This window comes from Streptomyces sp. NPDC048523, assembly GCF_043199815.1.
GTDB lineage: Bacteria > Actinomycetota > Actinomycetes > Streptomycetales > Streptomycetaceae > Streptomyces.
In genome coordinates this window covers 1397020-1417476 of record NZ_JBICWQ010000002.1, presented here as the reverse complement: position 1 = coordinate 1417476, position 20457 = coordinate 1397020, and the positions used below count along the sequence as shown (strand labels likewise).

The 20457-nt window shown below is 69.8% G+C and carries 14 protein-coding genes and 1 other RNA gene; 9 read left to right on the top strand and 6 right to left on the bottom strand.

The features are described from left to right. Positions 1–200: 200 nt before the first annotated feature. The 8 genes from ftsE (at position 201) to ACGFWE_RS15505 (ending at position 10679) form a co-directional block, all read left to right on the top strand. On the top strand, positions 201–890 hold the full coding sequence (gene ftsE, locus ACGFWE_RS15540) for a cell division ATP-binding protein FtsE (RefSeq protein ID WP_352391116.1): 690 nt from the start codon (positions 201–203) through the stop codon (positions 888–890). Between the two features lie 42 nt (positions 891–932). Beyond that, on the top strand, positions 933–1850 hold the full coding sequence (gene ftsX, locus ACGFWE_RS15535; protein ID WP_352391117.1) for a permease-like cell division protein FtsX: 918 nt from the start codon (positions 933–935) through the stop codon (positions 1848–1850). 68 nt (positions 1851–1918) lie between these two features. Further along, the gene (locus tag ACGFWE_RS15530; RefSeq protein ID WP_352391118.1) at positions 1919–3091 is read left to right on the top strand and encodes a S41 family peptidase; all 1173 of its coding nucleotides are present in this window, start codon (positions 1919–1921) and stop codon (positions 3089–3091) included. Positions 3092–3192: 101 nt separating this feature from the next. Beyond that, positions 3193–3735, top strand: a complete 543-nt coding sequence (gene smpB, locus ACGFWE_RS15525; protein WP_352391203.1) for an SsrA-binding protein SmpB — start codon at positions 3193–3195, stop codon at positions 3733–3735. A 114-nt stretch (positions 3736–3849) separates the two neighbouring features. After that, positions 3850–4236: a transfer-messenger RNA gene (gene ssrA / locus ACGFWE_RS15520) on the top strand. A gap of 258 nt (positions 4237–4494) precedes the next feature. Then, positions 4495–9378 carry a ricin-type beta-trefoil lectin domain protein gene (locus ACGFWE_RS15515; protein ID WP_393600170.1) on the top strand — a complete coding sequence of 1628 codons (4884 nt, stop codon included), beginning with the start codon at positions 4495–4497 and terminating at the stop codon, positions 9376–9378. A 25-nt stretch (positions 9379–9403) separates the two neighbouring features. Beyond that, positions 9404–10030 (top strand): hypothetical protein, encoded by a 627-nt coding sequence (locus ACGFWE_RS15510; protein WP_352391120.1) that lies wholly within the window; start codon positions 9404–9406, stop codon positions 10028–10030. Between the two features lie 37 nt (positions 10031–10067). After that, positions 10068–10679: a hypothetical protein gene (locus ACGFWE_RS15505; RefSeq protein ID WP_352391121.1), complete on the top strand. Its 612-nt coding sequence runs from the start codon at positions 10068–10070 to the stop codon at positions 10677–10679. Positions 10680–10692: 13 nt separating this feature from the next. On the opposite strand, the gene ACGFWE_RS15500 is transcribed toward ACGFWE_RS15505, so the two are convergent. The 6 genes from ACGFWE_RS15500 to ACGFWE_RS15475 all read right to left on the bottom strand — a co-directional run bounded on the left by ACGFWE_RS15500 (position 10693) and on the right by ACGFWE_RS15475 (position 19191). Then, on the bottom strand, positions 10693–11697 hold the full coding sequence (locus tag ACGFWE_RS15500) for a LacI family DNA-binding transcriptional regulator (RefSeq protein ID WP_352391122.1): 1005 nt from the start codon (positions 11695–11697) through the stop codon (positions 10693–10695). Then, entirely contained in the window at positions 11697–13946 is a 2250-nt protein-coding gene (gene yicI, locus ACGFWE_RS15495) for an alpha-xylosidase (RefSeq protein WP_393600169.1), read from the bottom strand. Before yicI ends, ACGFWE_RS15500 begins: the two co-directional genes overlap by 1 nt. Before the next feature lie 13 nt (positions 13947–13959). Further along, complete coding sequence (locus tag ACGFWE_RS15490) at positions 13960–14784, bottom strand: carbohydrate ABC transporter permease (RefSeq protein ID WP_352391124.1); 825 nt, start codon at positions 14782–14784, stop codon at positions 13960–13962. Next, positions 14781–15725, bottom strand: coding sequence for a carbohydrate ABC transporter permease (locus ACGFWE_RS15485; protein ID WP_393600168.1), 945 nt, complete (start codon positions 15723–15725; stop codon positions 14781–14783). The genes ACGFWE_RS15490 and ACGFWE_RS15485 overlap by 4 nt, the downstream gene beginning before the upstream one ends. After that, positions 15722–17014, bottom strand: a complete 1293-nt coding sequence (locus ACGFWE_RS15480; RefSeq protein ID WP_393600167.1) for an ABC transporter substrate-binding protein — start codon at positions 17012–17014, stop codon at positions 15722–15724. Before ACGFWE_RS15480 ends, ACGFWE_RS15485 begins: the two co-directional genes overlap by 4 nt. A gap of 857 nt (positions 17015–17871) precedes the next feature. Then, positions 17872–19191, bottom strand: a complete 1320-nt coding sequence (locus ACGFWE_RS15475; RefSeq protein ID WP_393600166.1) for an MFS transporter — start codon at positions 19189–19191, stop codon at positions 17872–17874. Between the two features lie 83 nt (positions 19192–19274). Between ACGFWE_RS15475 and ACGFWE_RS15470 the strand changes: the two genes are divergently transcribed. After that, positions 19275–20270 (top strand): LysR family transcriptional regulator, encoded by a 996-nt coding sequence (locus ACGFWE_RS15470; RefSeq protein WP_393600165.1) that lies wholly within the window; start codon positions 19275–19277, stop codon positions 20268–20270. The last annotated feature ends 187 nt before the right edge of the window (positions 20271–20457 follow it).

Sequence of the window (20457 nt, the reverse complement as noted above, 5' to 3'; positions counted from 1 at the left end):
GAACGGTTCCGGGTCCCAGAACGTTCCCCTCCCTACTGTGCCAGGTTCCTGTGGGGGCCGCCTGTGCGCTGCCGGAGCCGGGGTTCCCAGGTGGGCACAAAACCGCCCAAGCGATACGCAACCCGAACCGGCGCCTGCGCTCGCGCACCCGGTTCGCGTATGGTCACGCTCATCTACCCCCGGCCTACCGTGGTGCATCCGTGATCCGATTCGACAACGTATCCAAGGTCTACCCCAAGCAGACCCGCCCCGCACTCAGGGATGTCTCCCTGGAAGTGGAGAAGGGCGAGTTCGTGTTCCTCGTCGGGTCCTCCGGCTCCGGAAAGTCCACCTTCCTGCGGCTGATCCTCCGCGAGGAGCGGTGCAGCCAGGGACAGGTGCACGTGCTGGGCAAGGACCTCGCCCGTCTGTCCAACTGGAAGGTGCCGCAGATGCGGCGCCAGTTGGGGACGGTCTTCCAGGACTTCCGGCTCCTGCCCAACAAGACGGTCGCCGAGAACGTGGCCTTCGCGCAGGAGGTCATCGGCAAGTCGAAGGGCGAGATCCGCAAGTCCGTGCCGCAGGTGCTCGACCTCGTCGGGCTCGGCGGCAAGGAGGAGCGGATGCCCGGTGAGCTCTCCGGTGGTGAGCAGCAGCGCGTGGCGATCGCCCGGGCCTTCGTGAACCGGCCCAAGCTGCTGATCGCCGACGAGCCCACCGGCAACCTCGACCCGCAGACCTCCGTCGGCATCATGAAGCTGCTGGACCGGATCAACCGGACCGGCACGACCGTCCTGATGGCCACCCACGACCAGAACATCGTGGACCAGATGCGCAAGCGCGTCATCGAGCTGGAGAAGGGCCGTCTCGTCCGCGACCAGGCACGCGGCGTCTACGGCTACCAGCACTGACCGCCGTTCGAAGAGTCCCCGGAAAGGCCTGAAGAAGACGCCATGCGCGCCCAGTTCGTACTCTCCGAGATCGGTGTCGGTCTCCGTCGCAACCTGACGATGACGTTCGCGGTCATCGTCTCCGTCGCCCTGTCGCTCGCCCTGTTCGGCGGATCGCTCCTGATGAGCGACCAGGTCGGCGCCATGAAGGGCTACTGGTACGACAAGGTCAACGTCTCGATCTTCCTCTGCAACAAGAGCGACGCCGAGTCGGACCCCAACTGCGCCAAGGGCGCGGTGACCGAGGACCAGAAGAAGGACGTCCTCTCCGACCTGAAGAAGATGTCGGTCGTCGAGTCGGTCATCCACGAGTCGCAGGACGAGGCGTACAAGCACTACAAGGAGCAGTTCGGCGACTCCCCGCTGGCCGCGTCCCTCACCCCGGACCAGATGCAGGAGTCGTACCGGATCAAGCTGAAGGACCCGGAGAAGTACCAGGTCATCGCGACCGCCTTCAACGGCCGGGACGGCGTGCAGTCCGTGCAGGACCAGAAGGGCATCCTGGACAACCTCTTCACGATGCTGAACCTGATGAACCGGGCCGCGCTCGGTGTCATGGCGCTCATGCTGATCGTCGCCCTGCTGCTGATCGTCAACACGGTGCGCGTCTCGGCGTTCAGCCGTCGGCGGGAGACCGGGATCATGCGGCTCGTGGGCGCGTCCGGTTTCTACATCCAGGCGCCGTTCATCATGGAGGCCGCCGTCGCCGGCGCGATCGGCGGCGGGCTCGCCTGTGTCTTCCTGGTCGTCGGCCGGTACTTCACCGTCGATCACGGCATGGCCCTGGCCTCCAAGCTCAACCTGATCAACTTCGTGGGCTGGGACGCCGTTCTGACGAAGCTGCCGCTCATCCTCGCCGCGAGCGTGCTGATGCCCGCGTTGGCCGCGTTCTTCGCGCTGCGCAAGTACCTGAAGGTGTGACACATGCCAAGAGGGCCGTACGGTCAACCGGCCGTGCGGCCCTCTTGCGTTGTCCTAGACTCACCGGCATGTCGGGCCGAGATCTGTTCTGTCAACCCCGCCGCATCCGCCGGGGGGCCGCCCTGACATTGGTGTTCGCGAGCGTGCTGGTGGCCGGCGCGGCGACCGGCTCCTTCCCCGAGGCCGACGGCGGCGACGCCAAGTCCTCGTCGGACGCGGCCCGTTCGGTCGCCCCCGCGGGTCACCACGAGGACGTGACCGAGGCGGCCGAGGAGGCCATGGCCGACGGCACGTCCCCCGTGGAGGCCGCCGCGCGTGCCGTCAGCCGCAGCGGGGACCGCTGGGGGGCCGTCTACTCCCGGGGTGAGTACGAGGAGTTCGAGGAGGCCCTGGACGGCCGGTACACCGGCGTCGGCCTGTGGGCGCGGCGCGAGCGGGACGGCCGTATCGAGGTGACCAGGGTGAGTTCCCACTCGCCCGCGGCCGCCGCCGGGATCCGCGAGGGTGACCGGCTGCGCAGTGTCGACGGGGAGCGGGTGGACGGGCATCCGGTCACCGAGGTGGTCTCCTTACTGCGCGGCGACGCCACGGACGCGGCCGCCGGTACGGCGGTCCGGCTCGGCCTCGAGCGCGGCACACGCGCGTGGACGCAGACCGTCCGGCGTGCGCGTCTGTCCACGGACTCGGTCGCCGTTCGGGAACTCGCCGGCGGGATCACCGTCATCAGGATCGACTCGTTCACCAAGGGAGTCGGCGACGAGGTCCGGGACGCCGTACGGCAGGCCCCGGCCGGCGGCGGGATCATTCTCGACCTGCGCGGGAACTCCGGCGGGCTGGTCACCGAGGCCGTCACCACGGCGTCCGCCTTCCTCGACGGGGGACTGGTGGCGACCTACGACGTCGACGGATCGCAGCAGGCCCTGCACGCGGAGCCCGGCGGGGACACGAGCCGGGCGTTGGTCGCGCTGGTCGACGGCGGGACGATGAGCGCGGCCGAGCTCCTCACCGGGGCCCTCCAGGACCGGGGGCGGGCGGTGGTCGTGGGGTCGCGGACGTTCGGCAAGGGGTCGGTGCAGATGCCCAGCGCGCTGCCGGGCGGGTCCGTGGCCGAGCTGACGGTGGGGCACTACAGGACTCCGTCGGGGCGAGGCGTCGACGGGCGCGGGATCACACCCGACCTGGAGGCGGACGACCAGGCCCTTCAGCAGGCGGAGACGGTGATCGCGGGGCTGGGCGCCTAGGCATTCGTCCTCGGTGTGGGAGGTCTCCTTCACCGCTCGATTAAGGGCTGGCCCCGGCCCCCCTCCCTAGTGCGAAAATGGTCAGCACTATGAGCAAGGGAATGTACGTACCGAAGGAGTCCCAGCCGAAGCAGGGTGGCGGGGGCGGCAAGGCGCAGGACGGGGAGAAGGGGGGCAAGCGCAAGCTGGTCGCCCAGAACAAGAAGGCCCGGCACGACTACGCGATCATCGACACCTACGAGGCCGGGATCGTGCTCACCGGCACCGAGGTGAAGTCGCTGCGCCAGGGGCGGACCTCGCTGGCCGACGGGTTCGTCCAGATCGACGGCGGTGAGGCGTGGCTGCACAACGCCCACATCCCCGAGTACAGCCAGGGCAGCTGGACCAACCACTCCGCGCGCCGCAAGCGCAAGCTGCTGCTGCACCGCGAGGAGATCGACAAGCTGGAGACGAAGGCCCAGGAGACGGGTCACACGATCGTGCCCCTCGCCCTGTACTTCACCAACGGCCGGGCCAAGGCCGAGATCGCCCTCGCGCGAGGCAAGAAGGAGTACGACAAGCGGCAGACCCTGCGGGAGAAGCAGGACCGGCGGGAGTCGGACCGCGCGATCGCGGCGGTGAAGCGCAAGGAGCGGGGCCAGTAGACCAGGGGCCCGGGACGCCGAGGCGCCGGGAATACGGTGGCATCGACGTGCGTTGGTCACGTACGATGGTGTCAACACCGGCCGCGGTCGGTGTGCTGATTGACAACACAACATGGGGATGATCGGTTTCGACAGCGGCTGTTGAGGCAGGGGAAGCGTGTCGAGGAAGCGGCAATGATCTCGTAAACCATATGTCGCAACCAATAATCGCCAATTCCAAGAGCGATTCCCGCGTCTTCGCCCTCGCTGCCTAATAAGCAGTGAGCGAAGGCCCTAACGGGTGTCAGCCCGGGAGTGTTCCCGACCCGGATCCTGGCATAATTTAGGGGACTAAACCATCGAGCCCGGTCACGGGGTTCGATGGGAAACCAAACAGTGACTGGGCCCGTCGGCGACTTGTTCGCGTGATCGCCGGGGCCGAGAAAATCGCAGCGAACTGCACACGGAGAAGCCCTGGTTCTGCACCGTTGGACGCGGGTTCGATTCCCGCCATCTCCACTCGTCCCTCCGGGGACAACCCCCATGTGGGCAAAGGCCCCGTAGCTTCACGGCTGCGGGGCCTTTGCCATGCCCCGTCCCGGACTGTCCGGACCGTCCCGGGCTTCACATGTTTCCCACATGTAACCCACAAAACTCTTGTCCTGCACCCGACACATATGTCTAAGGTGAGCGCCGCGCCGGACGGAGCCGACCACTCCGCCATGGGGCGCGTACACCGGCGACCGGGGGAACACCGTCGCCACGGGGAGGACAACCACCATGCCGAGATATCGGCTCTTCACGCGTGCCCGCACGCGATCCAGGCTCCTGACACCGCTGCTGACGTCCGCGGTCGCCGTGGGCCTCATCGGCTCAGTCGCCGTGCAGCCCGAACTGATCAGCCGGTACGCGGCCGACGACATGGCTTCCGTGGCCGACGCCGGCGACAGCTACGACGGCTTCGACGCCAAGGCCGCCGAACAGCTCCGGGAGGACCAGTGCCGGCTGGGCGAGGTGCTGCGGATGGGCGGACCGGCCATGTTCGGCGTCGCCCAGGACGGACTGAACCAGACGCCGGACAAACTGCACGCCGCGGCGAACCGGGAGTACTGGAACCACACTCCGCTGGCGACGGCGTACGAGCAGGACAGGGACGCCGCCGGCAAGGAGAACCGGGCGCTCTTCGAGCACATCAGTGACTTCGAGATCTCCGGGCTGCCCACACCCGGCGGCTTCGAGTCGGACGTCGACTTCATGTGGCCGCCCGGGACGAGCAATGACGGCCGCCTCAACTTCTTCCAGCAGACCGGCATCTCCAAGTGGATCTGGGAGCAGTTCTGGAAGGACGAGGGCGACTTCTACCGCGACCCGACCCCGAGGGTCGACGAGGCCGGCCTCAAGGCGGTCAAGGACCTGGGCGACCCGCTGTACGGCGGCGACCTCGACCCGAACGCGCCCGACTGGAATCAGTGGTACGAGTTGCACCAGGCCTACGACCGCCTGCTGAACTGGTCCCCGGAGCCGATGGCCGCCGACGACGCCCGGCTCTTCCTGTCGTACGGCGGTTTCCCGCGCTCCGCGCCCGAGCCGGGCAGCGTCGAGTACCGCATCGCGGTCGAGGACCTGAAGAGCCGGTTCGCCTCCTGCGCCTGGAGCTCCCCGGTCGACCCGAACAAGGTGCTCGGCAAGGAGGTCGCCGCGGCCTCCGCCGAGTGGCAGCAGGAGATCGCCGCGCAGGCCACCCCGCGCAACCAGATCCTGACCGCCAACAAGGCCGCCACCAAGGCCCTCGCCGCCGGCTCCAAGGCGCTCGGCGAGCTGCTCGGGCTGTCCTGGCGCGCCGACCATCTGGTCCGCTGGCAGGACTACTGGTCGGCCGGCGGACCCGGCTGGATCGGCAACAGTCCCATGGTCATCCACGCCCATGGCGCGGCCAACATGTGCCTCGAAGTCGGGAACAACAAGACGGACAACGGCACGCCGGTCCAGATCTACACCTGCAACGGCAGCGCCGGGCAGAAGTGGCGGATCAGCGACAGCGACAACGCCCTGGTCCACGACAACTCCGGCAAGTGCCTGGACGTCCCCAGAGCCGACTCCGCGAACGGCACCGCGTTGAGGATCTGGACGTGCAACGGCAGCCCCGCGCAGCAGTGGCAGTACGACACCCACGGGACCACACGCCTGTACAACCCGGTCACCGCCAACTGCCTCGATCTCGCTGCCTACGACAAGGGACGCGACACGCGGATGTGGGACTGCAAGGGCACCGACCCGCAGAAGTTCGACATCGTTCCGTCCGGGCACCAGGGCGCCGACCGCCTCGGCTACCCGACCAAGGCGGAGTTCGACAAGGCGAAGAAGGGCGTCACGGACGCCCAGACCGAGGCGAAGAAGCAGGTCGACCTGCTCAAGGCCCAGGCCACGGCGGCGAAGACGGCCGCCACCACGTCGGACACCGCGCTGGCGGCGGCGTACGGCATCGCCGACAAGGCGGGTGCTCCGCGGGGCCGGGGTCTGCTCGTCGGACAGCAGAAGGCGCAGGTCACCAAGGCATCGGCGGCCGCGCTGGACGCGCTCGCCAAAGCCGGTGACACCGCCTACTCGGCCACCCGCGCAGCCGCCGGGGACAGCGCGACCATCGCCGCCCGCGCGCTGACGCAGGCCGCGCAGTCGAAGGCCGCCTTCCGTACCGCGGCCGCGAACGAGGCCCGGGCGCAGGCGAAGGCCGCCGCCGACGCCGCCGCCCTGCAGGCGCAGACCGCCAAGGCGGCCCGGGACCTCGCGAAGGCGAAGCTCGCCGAGACGCAGAAGGCCGAGGCAGACGCGAAGGCGGCGGCCGCCGACGCGCACGCCAAGCGGCTCGCGGCGGAAGCCGAGGCGGCGACGGCGAAGGCGGAGAAGGAGACCGCCGCCGCCAAGCAGGCCGAGGCCGCCCGGCACAAGCAGAACGCGCAGGGGTACGCGCAGACCGCCCAGGAGGCCAAGGGCCGGGCGGAGACCGCCGAGTCCACCGCCCGTGCCAAGCGGCAGGACGCCGAGGGCGCGCGGGACCGGGCCAAGGGCAAGCGGGACGACGCGTGGGACGCCGAGAGCCAGGCCAACGCGGCCCGTGCCAAGGCGGACGCCAAGGACGCCTACGCCGAGGCTCATGACTCGGCATCCGATGCCACGGAGTCCCGGGCCGCCGCCGACCAGGCGGACAAGGCCGCCGACGACGCGGAGTCGGCCGCACGCTCGGCCCGCTCCGAGGCGGACGCGGCCACCCAGGCCGCGGCCGACGCGGACGCCGCCGCCACTCGCGCGGAGGCCGCCGCCCGGCGGGCCCGTTCCGACGCGGACGCGGCCCAGGCCGCCAAGCTGCGGGCGGACGCGGCCGTCAGTACGGCGACCAGTGCCGCCGCCGACGCCATCAAGGCGTCCGAGGCCTCGGCCTCCGCCGCGCGGACCGCGGTCAAGCTGGCCGACGAGGCCGAGAAGCACGCCGCCGACGCCATGAAGCAGGCCGACGCGGCGAAGGCCGAGGCCGCCAAGGCGGTCGCCGGCGCGGCCGACGCGGCCGGGCACGCCTACACCACCGCCCAGGCGGCGGAGGACGCCGGCAACGCGGCCCAGCAGGTCGCCGCCCCGGCCAACGACGCGATCCAGCTGGGAGCGCCGTACGTCACGACCGACTCGGCGGCGGGCCTCGCCGTCCTGTCGGGCCAGTCGTCGAAGACGATCGCCGAGCAGCAGCAGGCGGTCGCCGAGGCGCACGCGGTCAACGCGCAGAAGAACGCGGCCCAGGCGGCGAGCCTCGCGGCGGCGGCCACCGGTGACGCGAAGGCGGCGTACACGCTGGCCGCGGAGGCCGCCGGGTTCGCGGCGGACGCCCGCAGGTCGGCGAAGGAGGCGCTCGGTTACGCCGCCGAGGCCGCCCAGTACGCGGCGGACGCCCAGGCCTCCCTGGCCCGCGCGAAGGAGTACGACCGCCAGGCCACCGTGGATGCCGAGGCCGCCGACCGGGCGGCCGACCAGGCCGAGACCTACGCGGTGGACGCCCGCTCCTCCGCCGACCAGGCGGCCCTGGACGCGGAGGCCGCCCGCTCGGCGGCAGCCGAGGCCGAACAGGCCGCGAAGGACGCCCGCGCGGCGGCCGACCGCGCGGACGCCGAGGCGACGGCGGCGGAAGAGGCGGCGAAGGACGCGCAGAAGTACGCGGAGTCGGCGCAGCAGGCGGCCGACCAGGCCGGACGCAAGGACGCCAACAGCCAGGTGCAGGCGGGTGCCGGGACCGGGATCGGCGGGGTGTTCTCCGTCATCGACGACATCAAGCAGCGGGGGGACCCGCAGCGGCTGCCGGACGACTGCTCGCGCCTTCCCTGCGACCTGGTGTTCGAGGTGCATTTCGACGCGATCGTCAGCTACTACTTCTGTGAGAACCCGGATGTTCCGGCCACGGAGTCGGGCTGCCCGGCCGAGGACACGTACTTCCTCACCACCAAGCCGTTCAAGGACCTGAAGAAGAAGGTCACCATCTCCTCGTGGGAGGCGACCAAGGATCTGTGGAAGGGCCTCTTCGACTCGATCATCGGTGACTTCACCGGCTGCTACCACAAGATGACCAGCGCCGACGATGGCGGCAGCTACGGCGACTGCGCCTGGGCCGCGACCTGGCTGCCGTTGGGGGGCGCGATCGGGAAGGTCACGGAGGCCATCCGCGCGGTTGATGTCGCCATGCGCAGCGGTGTCGGGGTCGCGGACGCATTGAAGGCGCTGCGGGCCCTCGACGTGGACGCCCGTACGCTCAATGAGATCGAGCGCAGCGCCAGGGTGTTCGAGGATCTGCGCACCGCCTGCACGATCAACAGCTTCCCCGGCGGCACCGAAGTGGTCCTCGCGGACGGCGCACGCAAGGCGATCCGTGATGTACGGGACGGCGACCTGCTCCTGGCCACCGACCCGGCCACCGGGCGCACCGTGGGCGAGCGGGTCACCCGCACTTTCTCGCACCCCACGCAGGACCTGCTGGACATCACCTTGGCGGGCGGCGGAAGCCTGACCAGCACCTCGGGGCACAAGTTCCACGTCACCGGCCGTGGTTGGACCCCCGCCTCCGACCTGCGGGCCGGTGACAGCCTGCGCACTCCCGACGGGACCCCGCGCACGGTGGCCGAGGTGAACGACCGCGATCTGGCGGCACCCCGGACGGTGTACGACCTGACCGTGTCCGGTCTGCACACCTTCTACGCGGTAGCGGGCAGCACTCCGGTCCTGGTCCACAACTGCACCAACATCGCGGCCGATGCTCAGGAGTTCAACGGGCTGGCGCACGTCCTGGACGAGCACACGTTCGGCACCGGTGCCGGGTTCGTCACCTCCGTGGAGCGGGCGAAGGAGCTGGCCGGCAAGAAGGGAGGGCCCAACGGTGTCTTCACGGATCTCGCCACGGCGCAGTCGGTCGTGGATCACGCCCTGTCCACCAAGGCGGCGGAGATCCAGAAGTGGCTCAGGGGCAGCGCCCGCGAGAAGCCTCTGACCGGTACCTTCGGTTCGGGCTCGCTCGGGAAGGTGGCTCAGGCGAACGGCTCCGTCAATGTCGCCGGGAACGGCTACAAGATCGTTCTCAAGAGGGCGAAGGGACACAAGAACGGCTTCTACGTGTTCACGGCGTTCCCGATCTAGTGACCACCGCAGGAGGTGACGGCCAGTGCGAAGTGCCGACGAGTCCGACTTCGGTGTGACGTGGCTGATGGGCATGTTCCACGAGGACTGGACCCATCACGGGCCCACGGCCACCGAGGCGGTCGGCTACCACCTCTGGGACGAACTGGACCCGCGGAGCGTGCTCGCGCTCCGGCGGGACGCCCGGCTGCTGCTGCGCCTTGCATCGGAGACGATCGAGGCGCTGTGGCTGGCCGGTACCGCGGTCGGGCCGACCTTCTTCTCCGGAGGGCGCAGCGGTGTCACCTCGGGGACGCGGTGGATGGAGACGCTCACCGGCCTGTGCGACTCCTGGCTGTCCAGGCACGCGCCGGCCGCCGCTCCCGACGAGGTCCCCGCCGGATGGGATGGCACGGAGCTGGCCGACGCGGTCCTCGCCGAGATCGGTGAGACACGTTTCCTGCCGGACGAGGTCGTCCGCGCTCTGGCCGAGTGCGTCCGCCACTGCACCCCGGACCTTGCGTTGCGGCTGCTGCTGCGGGCCATGGCGCAGACCGGCACCGCGGTCGGTGCGGTCCTCTCTCCGGAGCACTACGCACGTCTGGCCGCGCTGGGGTCGGCGATGGAGTACGGAGAGTTCGTTGTGTCCGAGGTGGATCATCTGGTGAAGTGAGGAGTGCCCTGCCACTACGTCGTGGGAGCGAACCCGCATGACCTGGACGCCGGCTCCATGCCATGTACTCGTCCGTGCGCAGGGTGACGACTCACCGCTGTATCTCGCGGACGAGGAGGGTGCCGACGCCCTCTCCCGGTTCACCCGGTCCGTCGCACTCGACGACCCGGGGCTCGGGCTGACCGAGTCCCTGGCCGACCGGCTGACGTCCTGGTCGCGGGCCCGCCCCGGGGGAGGGTCCGCGACCCGCCAGACCGTGCGCAGGCATGCGAAGCAGGGTCTGGAGGCCGCCCAGGCCCTTGCCCGGTACCTCGGGCCGCAGTGGGTGGTGCGGTACTGGGACGACGCGTACGGCACCGACAAGCTCGTCTGCTGGGGGTGCCGGCGGCTGCACTGGTCCCTCGAGGAGCACGACACGCCGCCGTATCCGCTCCGCATCACCGTCGAGGCCGAGTACAAGTGGTACCCGCTCCGCGCGGAGGGGTGCGGGGACTTCGCTGCCGGCATGGAGCAGTACCTGAACGACCGGGACGACGCGAAGGACGACGCGAGGCGCGGGGAACTGGACCGGTGGGGCCGTGACCTGGCCGAGCGCGTGGCCCGTGAAGCGGGTCCGGCAAGGACCGTCACCTATGGCGGACTCGCCTAGAGCCGCCGACGCGTCAGGCAACCGTCCGCCACCCCGTACTCGCCCGCTCCGTCATCCGAGGAGGCAGCAACGTCGACTCCGGTACGGCCGTCCCGTCCAGCTTTTTCATCAGGAGCTCCACCGCCCGCGCGCCCAGCTCCGCCGACGGCAGTGCCACCGAGGTGATCGGGACGCGGACCGACTCGGCGAGTTCGTCGGGGCAGATCGCGGTGACGGACAGGTCGGCCGGGACGCGCAGGCCGAGGTGCTCGAAGGCGTCGAGCAGCGGCTCCAGCAGGGCCTCGTTGTGGATGACCACGCCCGTCAACGCGGGCTGTTCCCGCAGGAGTTGCTCGGCCACCGCGCGGGCGCCGCCCGGTTCGCAGGGGTGGACGGCCGAGGACATACCGCTGCGGTCCGCGGCGGCCGTGAAGCCCTGGACCACCTGTTGGGCGAAGGCCGTGCGGCGGACATAGACCTCCGGTGGGGAGCCGACCAGGGCCACCGAGCGGTGACCCAGCCGCGCCAGATGCTCCACGCACGCCTCGCCCGCCGCCCTGAAGTCGAGGTCGACGCAGGTCAGACCCTCCGGAGCGGCCGGGAAGCCGATCAGCACGGACGGCAGGTCCAGCGACCGCAGCAACGGCAGCCGGGAGTCGTCGAGTTGGACGTCCATCACGATCAGCGCGTCGACCAGCCCCGTGTCCGCGACCCGGGTCAGGCCGTCCTCGCCCTCCTCCTGGGTCAGCAGCAGTACGTCGTGGTCGTGCCGCCGGGCCGTCGTCACCACCGACACCGCGAACTGCATCACGGTCGGGACGTGGATCCCGGTCCGCAGGGGCACGACCAGTGCCAGAACGTTGGACCGTCGGCCGGCCAGGGCGCGGGCGCCCGCGTGCGGGCGGTAGCCCAGTGCACGGACGGCCTCCTCGACCCGCTGCCGGGTCTCCTCGGAGATCGGACGCTTGCCGCTGAGGGCGTAGGAGACGGTGCTGGGGGAGACCCCGGCCCGCCGCGCCACGTCCGTGATCTTCACCATCAGCCCAGCTCCAGGGAGAGGAAGCCGGTGCCCGCCTGCGCCCGCGCCGTCCTGTCCGCGGCCGCCAGACTCCAGGGCGCCGAGGGGTCGGAGCACGACGCCCGTAGCGTGTCCCCCTCGCGTACGACGGTGAAGGCGACCTCGCCGACCCGTACCGTGACCTGCTCGCCCCGCCCGAGGCCGTACGCCCGCAGGGTCACCCCGTCGGCGTGGTCGTAGTCGGGCCGGTCGTCCACCGCGCCGACCGGGAGCACCGCACCCGGCCTGACCAGTAGCGGGACGCTGAGGAAGTCGTGCTTCTCGCGCATCCAGCGCGGCCCGGTGACCGTCTCGCCGGTCACGAAGTGGGTCCAGGTGCCCTCCGGGACGTAGTAGGAGACCTCGCCCGCGTCGTTGAACACCGGCGCGACCAGCAGGTCGGGGCCGAGCATGTACTGCCGCTCCAGGTGCGCGCACCCGGGATCGTCCGGGAACTCCAGGACCATCGCCCGCATCACCGGCACGCCCTCGGCGTGGGCGGTGCGCGCGGCCTCGTAGAGGTAGGGCATGAGCTGCAGCTTGAGACGGGTGAAGTGCCGCAGGACGTCCACGGACTCCTCGTCGAACAGCCACGGCACCCGGTAGGAGGAGCTGCCGTGCAGCCGGCTGTGGGAGGAGAGGAGTCCGAAGGCCAGCCAGCGCTTGAACAGCGCCGGTGTCGGGGTGCCCTCGAAGCCGCCGATGTCGTGGCTCCAGAAGCCGAAGCCGGACAGGCCCAGCGACAGCCCCCCGCGCAGGGACTCGGCCATCGACTCGTAGGTCGCCTCGCAGTCACCGCCCCAGTGCACCGGGAACTGCTGGCTGCCCGCGGTCGCCGAGCGGGCGAAGACCACCGCCTCCTGTTCGCCGCGGTGCTTGCGCAGCACGTCGAAGACGGTCTGGTTGTAGAGGTACGTGTAGTAGTTGTGCATCCGCTCCGGGTCGGAGCCGTCGGACCACTCCACGTCCAGCGGGACCCGCTCGCCGAAGTCGGTCTTGAAGCAGTCCACGCCCTGCGCGAGGAGTGCCTCCAGCTTGGACGCGTACCAGTCGCGGGCGGCCGGGCTGGTGAAGTCGACCAGGGCCATGCCGGGCTGCCACAGGTCCCACTGCCACACGCTCCCGTCCGGGCGCCTGAGGAGATGGCCGAGTGCCTTGCCCTCCGCGAACAGCGGGGACCTCTGGGCGATGTACGGGTTGATCCACACGGAGACCCGCAGGCCCCGCTCGTGCAGCCGCGCGAGCATGCCCTCCGGGTCGGGGAAGACCCGCGGGTCCCACTGGAAGTCGCACCAGTTGAACTCGCGCATCCAGAAGCAGTCGAAGTGGAAGACGGACAGCGGGAGTTCGCGCTCCCGCATGCCCTCGATGAAGCTCGTCACCGTCTCCTCGTCGTACGACGTCGTGAAGGACGTCGACAGCCACAGGCCGAAGGACCAGGCGGGCGGGAGGGCCGGGCGGCCGGTGAGGGCCGTGTACTTGCGGATGATCTCCTTCGGACTCGGGCCGTAGATGACGTAGTACGTCAACTCCTGTGTCTCCGCGCTGAACTGCACCCGGGAGACCGCTTCCGAGCCGACCTCGAAGGAGACCTTGCCCGGGTGGTCGACGAAGACGCCGTAGCCCGCGTCCGTGAGGTAGAACGGGACGTTCTTGTAGGCCTGTTCGGTGGCCGTGCCGCCGTCGGCGTTCCAGATGTCCACGACCTGGCCGTTCTTCACCAGCGGCCCGAAGCGTTCGCCGAGGCCGTACACCGAGGTGCCCACGCCGAGGCCCAGCTGCTCGCGCAGGTAGTGGGCGCCCGAGGCGTCCCGCATGATGCCCATGCCCTTGGGGCCGCTGCCGGTCAGCAGCCGGCCGCCCGCGAGGAAGTCGACCTGCCAGGTGCCGGTGCGGGCCACCCGGACCGACAGCGCGCCGGAGGTGAGGGTGGCGTGCTCCTCGTCGTACTCCGTGTGCGCCGTGACGTCCTCTTTACGGACCTCGAACTGGGGGCCCTGCGGCTGCTCGCCCTCGAAGTGGGTGAAGGTGACGCCGATGACGTCGGGTATCGGGGCGTGGGCGCTGATCGTCACGACCGGTCCCTTCAACAGGTCGCCGCGGCGGCGGATGGGCTGGGTCGGCGCGAGGATGTCCAGCCGGCCGTCCGTCGCGGCGACCTCGTGGACCTGGGCCGGATGGGCGGCGGTGACGCCCTCGCGCAGCAGCCAGTAGCCGTCGGTGAACTTCATCTGTGGGGGGTCCTTACTTCACGGCACCCACGGCGATACCGCGGGTGAGGGTTCGCTGGAAGACGAGGAAGAACACGATCGCGGGGAGCACCCCGAGCAGGGCGGCCGCGTTGGTCATCGTGGCGTCCATCAGGCGCTGGCCCTGGAGGACGCCGAGAGCCACCGACACCGTCTGGTTGTCGTTGGAGATCAGCATGACCAGGGGGAGCAGGAACTCGTTCCAGGTCCAGATGAAGAAGAAGACCAGCAGCACACCGAGGGTGGGGCGGCTGACGGGGACGACGATCCGCCACAGGACCTGCCACTTGTTCGCGCCGTCGATCCGGGCCGCCTCCAGGATCTCGCGCGGGAACTGGCCGAGGACCGCGGAGAGCAGATACGTGCCGAAGGCCGCCTGGATCACCGTGAACACGATGATCACGCTCAACCTCGTGTCGTAGAGGCCGACTTCCTTGCTCAGGTAGTAGACCGGGTAGACCAGCGCCTCCTGCGGAAGCATGTTCGCCAGGACGAAGAAGGCGAGGACCCAGGTGCGGCCCTTGATACGGCCGATGCCGATCGCGTAGGCGTTGAGGACCGACAGGATCACGGCCAGTACGGCCACCGAGCCGCTGATCAGTACCGAGTTGGCCAGCTTCTGCCCGAAGTCGACGCGCTCCCAGAAGTCCTTGATGCCCTGGGTGTAGAGGCCGTCGGGGAGGCTGAGGGGGCCGTTCTGGGCGTACTCCGTGGGGGACTTGAAGGCGTTCACCGTGACGATGAGGAACGGCACGATCATGAACAGGGCCGCGATGCACAGGGCGATCAGCACCGGGTAGCGGCGCAGGGCGGTCGTCATGCGTCGGTCCTCTCCTGGAGCCTGAGACCGATCAGGGAGAGCGCGAGGATGATGACGGTGAGCACGGTGGAGATCGCGGCGCCGTATCCGACCTGCGTCTTCTCGAAGAACGTGGTGAAGGAGAAGTAGGACGGCACGTCCGTGGCGCCGCCGGGCCCGCCCTTCGTGAGCACGTACACCGCGCCGAACACCTTGAGCGCGGCGATCGAGCACCAGGTGAGGACGACGTAGATCTCCGGCCGGATCTGCGGCAGCGTGATGTGCCGGAAGCGGCGCCACCAGCCGGCGCCGTCCAGTTCGGCCGCCTCGTGCAGCTGCGGGTCGACGCGTTGCAGGCCGGCCATGAAGATGACCAGCGGGAAGCCCAGTTGGACCCAGACCATGACGCCCATGACGCTGTAGAGGGCGAGGTCCGGGTCGCCGAGCCAGTCCTGCTGCCGGCTGCCCAGGCCGATCGCCTTGAGGAGGGCGTTCAGGGAGCCGTTGTCGGGGGCGAGGATCCAGCTCCAGACGATGCCGGCGACCGCGATCGGCAGCACCTGGGGGAGGTAGAAGCAGGCGCGCAGAACGGCGGCTGTCCTGGACCCGAAGTGCTTGCCGACGTAGTCGAACAGGGCCGCGGCGAGGACCAGCCCGAGGGCCGTGGGGATCGCCGCCATCGCCACGACCATGAACAGGCTGTGCCGGAAGGACGCCCAGAACTCGGAATCGTCCAGCAGCTCGCGGTAGTTGGCCAGTCCCGACCACTTGGGGGAGCCCACGCCCTGCCAGTCCGTGAAGCTCACGTACGTGTTCATCACGAACGGCAGGACGATGACCGCGAGGAAGGCGAGGGCGCCCGGCAGGAGGAAGAGGGCGTAGGAGTCGCGGGGCCGGCGCGGGGACTGTGGAGTGCTGCCCTTGCCGACCGTCCGCGCACTCCGCTCGACGGTCGTCGTCATTGCTTCGGCGCGCCCTTGTCGTAGGCGTCCTGGAGATCGCTGAGGTAGTCGTCGGGCTTCTCGCTGCCCGTGATCAGCTTCTGAGTTCCGGAGACGAGGACGTCGTAGAAGCCGGGGACCGGCCAGTCGGGGTAGAAGGCCAGGCCGTCGTCCCTGGAGAGGGTGTTGAAGTCGTCGATCAGGGTCTTGGACTGGGGGTCGGTGATGGCGGAGGCGTCGGCCGCGACGGGCACCCCGCCGGAGTTGCCGAGCAGGTTCTGGATCTTCTTCGACATGGTGATGTCGATGAAGTCGTAGGCGAGGTCCTTGTTCTTCGAACCCTTCGGTACGACCCAGAGGTTGCCGCCGGAGCCGAGGGTGAGCTTCGAGTCGGGCCAGCGGAAGGTGCCCCAGTCGAACTTGTTGTCCGTCTTGAAGCGGCCGTACCACCAGCTGCCGGAGAACAGGATCGGCGCCTTGCCGGAGGTGAAGGAGACACCGGCGGCCTCTTCGTTCTGGCCGCTGGAACTCTTGCTGAAGTAGCCCTTCTTGACCCAGTCGGCGAAGGTCCCGGCGCCGTAGGTCCAGGCGGCGTCGTGGAAGTCGGTCCTGCCCTTGTAGAGCTGGTAGGCATCGACCCACGAGCGGTCGGCCTTCGACAGCGCCAGCTGGTACAGGTACTGCTGGGCGGGGTAGGCGGCGCCGCCGTTGGCGAGGGGGGTGACTCCCTCGTCCACGAACTTGTCCATCGCGGCATTCAGTTCGGCGAACGTCTTCGGCTCGGCGATGCCGTACTTCTTGAAGAGGTCCTTGTTGTAGTAGACCAGCGTGTACTCGGCGTAGTTGGGGACGCCGTACCACTTGCCGGAGCCCATCACGCCGTTGGTGTCGTAGAGGCTGGTGGTGCGGACGCTCGGACTGAGCTTCTTGTCCCAGCCGCGCTTGGCCGCCTCTTCCGTGAGGTCGGTGAGCAGGCCCTGCTTGGAGAGCAGGCCCGCGGTCGCATTGCCCTTGTTGTACTCCATGAGGTCGGGCGCGTCCGAGGAGTTGAGGACCATCGGGGCGGTCTTCTGGATCTGGTCGAAGCTCTTCTCCTCGAACTTCACCTTCACGCCGGGGTGCGTGGCCTCGAACTCCTTGATCGCCTCCTTCCAGGCGATGCCCATCGCGCTGGTCGGACCCTCGTAGTGCCACAGCCGCAGTGTCTTCCCGTCGGAGGACCCGCTGTCCGAGCCCCCGCAGGCTGTCAGCAGCAGCGATCCGCTCAGGATCACCGCCGCTCCCACCACACGCCTTCGTGCCGTCAACATCCCGTACCTCCGGGGAGTCGGATGGTGCTTCGGGCCGCGCACCGGGCAGGGGTCGTCGATTCGACTCGATTCGACGACCCCTGTCGAAGCGCTTCGACGAAGGAACGTATGTGGGGGCTTTGAAGGTCGTCAATGGGTTATGCAGGATCGGGTGAAGCGATTCGACGACGGGGTTGGTCGAGGGGGCGATCGTCGGAGCAGTGGGTGGGGGGCGGCCCTGGTGGGACTTGTTGGGGTGAGGGTGGTTGTCGGGCTGTTGTGGCGGGGGTGCCGTAGGGCGTGGTGGCCGCTGGGACGGGTCTGCTCGCTGGCGTCGCTCGCGGAGGCGTCTTGTCCGGGTGAGGGTGGTTGTCGGGCTGCTTGGGCTGTGGCGGGGGTGCCGTAGTGCGCGGGCCCACCGGGACGGGCCTGCGCGTCGGCGTCGTTCGCGGAAGCGTCTTGTCTGGGTGGGGGCGGTTGCCGGGGCCGCTGTGGCTGCCGTGACGGAGATGCCGTAGCGCGCCGTCGGCGACGTGTGTTCCGCGTGTGTTCCGCGTGTGTTCCGCTGTCCAGCCGTCGGCCCGGCTTCTGCGGGCGGTGCTAGGGAGCGGGGCGGCGACGGTGGGGGGTGCCGTAGGTCGCGGTCCTGCCGTCACCGGTCTGCTCGCCGGCGTCCGCTCATGCCAGCGTCTTGTTCGGGCGTGGTTGGTCGTCAGGGTGGCTGTGGTTGTCGTGATCGGGGTGCCGTAGGGCGCGGTCCCGCCGTCACTGGCCTGCTCGCCGGCGTCCGCTCATGCCGGCGTCTTGTTCGGGCGTGGTTGGTCGTCAGGGTGGCTGTGGTTGTCGTGACCGGGGTGTCGTAGGGCGCGGTCCCGCCGTCACCGGTCTGCTCGCCGGAGTCGTTCGTGGAAGCGTCTTGTCCGGGCGAGGGCGGTCGTCAAGGCCGCCGCGGCTGCCGTGACCGGGATGGCGTAGGCCGCCGTTGGCGACATGTGTTCCGCTGTCCAGCCGCCGGCCGCGGTTCCGCAGGCGATTCCGCCGAGCAGGCCGGTCACGGCAAGGGTCATGCCCTCGTTGAGGCGGCCGGGCGGGGTGCGTTGCTGGATCAGGGTCATCCCGGTGACCATCGTCGGGGCGGTCGCCATCCCGGCGACGAGCAGCGCGGCCGCCAGCGCGAGCAGGGAGCCGGTGAGGGAGGCGGCCAGCAGCGGGAGTGTCAGCAGGGCCGTCATGGCGGCTATGCACCACACATAGCGGTCCTCGGCGGACCCGGTCCGGCGTTTCGCCCCGTAGACGAGCCCCGCCGCACACGAACCCGCCGCCTGGAGCGCGAGCACGAACCCGGCCGCCGAGCGGTGTCCCTGCGTGTCGGCGAAGGCGATGGTGACGACCTCCATGGAGCCGAACACGGCACCCATGGCGAGGCAGACGGCGAGCAGGGACGGGATGCCGCGGGCGCGGAACGGCGCCTTCGCGAGGCCGCCCCCGCGCACCGGTGGTTCCGTCGATCGCTGTGCCGTGAACACCAGCACGCCCGTCACCAGCAGCGCCACCCCGGTCAGCGTGCCCGCCTCAGGGAAGAGCCTCGTGCACAGGAGGGCCGCGAGGACCGGGCCCGCCATGAAGCACGCCTCGTCCACGACCTGCTCGAAGGAGTTCGCGACATGCAGCGATCTCTCGTCGCCGCGCAGGAGGTGGGCCCAGCGGGCGCGGGACATCCCGCCGAGGTTGGGCGTCGTGGCGGTGGCGGCGTACGACACGAAGAGCGTCCACGCCGGGGCGCCGAGGCGCACGCACAGCAGCAGCGCCAGCGAACCCAGTGCGGCGAGTGCCGTGGCCGGTACGGCGATCCTGGCCTGTCCGTGTCGGTCGACGAGCCGCGCGGTCCACGGGCCGACCACCGCGGTGGCCGCGAGACCGGTCGCGGTGACGGCGCCGGCGAGGGCGTACGACCCACGCGTCCCCGCGATCATCACGACCGCGCTGACGCTGAACATGCCCATGGGAAGCCGGGCGAGAAGGTTCCCGACGGTGAAGGCGCGGGCTCCGGGGGTGGCGAGAAGGCGGCGGTAGGGGCCGGGGACCCGCGAGCAAGCAGCGCGCTGGGCACGTGGGTCTCGCGCTCCTCGTGCGCTGAAGTCCACGATGACGAGCGCGTCCGCGGTGGTGGTGAACATCGGTCGGTTCGGTTGCGGCATGCACCCACCGTCGCGTGGAGACGATCAAGGGGTCCAACACCTTCTCCGTACCGATTCACGCACCTGTGTTGTAAGTTCGCCCGATGTCCGTGCCCAGCCCGAGACCCGGCCCCCGCTCCCACCACCTCGACCCCCGTCTCCTGCGCGCCTTCCTCACCGTCGCCGACGAGCTCCACTTCACGCGCGCGGCGGCCCGGCTCTACGTCGCCCAGCAGGCGCTCAGCCGTGATGTACGGCGCTTGGAGCGTGAGTTGGGCGCGGAGCTGTTCGTGCGCACCACCCGCCAGGTGACCCTGACCGCCGACGGCGAGCGGCTGGTGCCGTACGCCCGCCGGGCCCTGGACGCCCAGGACGCGCTGCTCGCCGCCTTCACGCAGGCCCGCCCCCTGCTCGTGGACCTGAATTACCCCGACCAGGCCACCGCCCGCGCCGTGCTGCTGCGGGCCCGCGAACTCGCCCCCGACCAGGAGCTGATGGCCCGCTACGAGAGCGGCCTGACGGGCGCGGCGGGGGAACTGCTGGCCGGTCGCCTCGACGCGTCCTTCGGCCGGTTCGCCGGTCTGGACCCGGCGCTGCGGGTGGGCCTGGACCACCAGCCCGTGCGGTACGAGCGCATGGCCGTCGTCCTGCCCGAGGACCATCGGCTGGCCTCTCTGGAGCGGGTGCCGCTCGCCGCCCTGGAGGGTGAGACGGTCTACGCGGGGGCCGGAAATCCGCGCACTCCGGAATGGACCGATCTCGCTCGTCGGTTGTTCGAAGGACGGGGCATCCAGCTCGCTCCGCCGGCCCCGCTCGCGGTCGGCGACGAGGAGTTCCGGCGGATCATGGCGAAGACCCGGAACCCGGTTCTCGCGGTCCTGGATTTTCCGGCCATGCCTGGCACCGTGCTGCGTCCACTGATCGACCCGGTACCGCTGTCGCCCGTGTCGCTGGTGTGGCGCAGGGGTCTGGAGCACCCCGCGTTCGATGCCCTCCGACGCGCCGCAATCGAACTTTCCGTCGAACTTGACTGGCTTCGTCGGCCCTCCGATGGATGGGTTCCAGCCACCGATGAGGCCCATATGAACATCCACAAATGACACATGGCGAACACCCCTCCCCCGTGTGCGCTACATTCGTGGCCTGAGCACGGTGTGGTAAAGGGGGCGCTCGGACCGGGTGGGGGCCCGGTTCGGCCGACGTGTGCTCAAGGTCGACAGCGCGCCCAGATTAGCCCGTGGGGGATGTGCGTGCGCGTGAAAAAGTGGCGAGAAGACGCCCAACCGG

Coding starts and splice junctions, on each gene's coding strand:
- ftsX (WP_352391117.1), top strand. CDS start 933: ATGCGCGCCCAGTTCGTACTCTCCGAGATCGGTGTCGGTCTCCGTCGC.
- ACGFWE_RS15530 (WP_352391118.1), top strand. CDS start 1,919: ATGTCGGGCCGAGATCTGTTCTGTCAACCCCGCCGCATCCGCCGGGGG.
- smpB (WP_352391203.1), top strand. CDS start 3,193: ATGTACGTACCGAAGGAGTCCCAGCCGAAGCAGGGTGGCGGGGGCGGC.
- ACGFWE_RS15515 (WP_393600170.1), top strand. CDS start 4,495: ATGCCGAGATATCGGCTCTTCACGCGTGCCCGCACGCGATCCAGGCTC.
- ACGFWE_RS15505 (WP_352391121.1), top strand. CDS start 10,068: ATGACCTGGACGCCGGCTCCATGCCATGTACTCGTCCGTGCGCAGGGT.
- ACGFWE_RS15500 (WP_352391122.1), bottom strand. CDS start 11,697: ATGGTGAAGATCACGGACGTGGCGCGGCGGGCCGGGGTCTCCCCCAGC.
- yicI (WP_393600169.1), bottom strand. CDS start 13,946: ATGAAGTTCACCGACGGCTACTGGCTGCTGCGCGAGGGCGTCACCGCC.
- ACGFWE_RS15490 (WP_352391124.1), bottom strand. CDS start 14,784: ATGACGACCGCCCTGCGCCGCTACCCGGTGCTGATCGCCCTGTGCATC.
- ACGFWE_RS15485 (WP_393600168.1), bottom strand. CDS start 15,725: ATGACGACGACCGTCGAGCGGAGTGCGCGGACGGTCGGCAAGGGCAGC.
- ACGFWE_RS15480 (WP_393600167.1), bottom strand. CDS start 17,014: ATGTTGACGGCACGAAGGCGTGTGGTGGGAGCGGCGGTGATCCTGAGC.
- ACGFWE_RS15475 (WP_393600166.1), bottom strand. CDS start 19,191: ATGCCGCAACCGAACCGACCGATGTTCACCACCACCGCGGACGCGCTC.
- ACGFWE_RS15470 (WP_393600165.1), top strand. CDS start 19,275: ATGTCCGTGCCCAGCCCGAGACCCGGCCCCCGCTCCCACCACCTCGAC.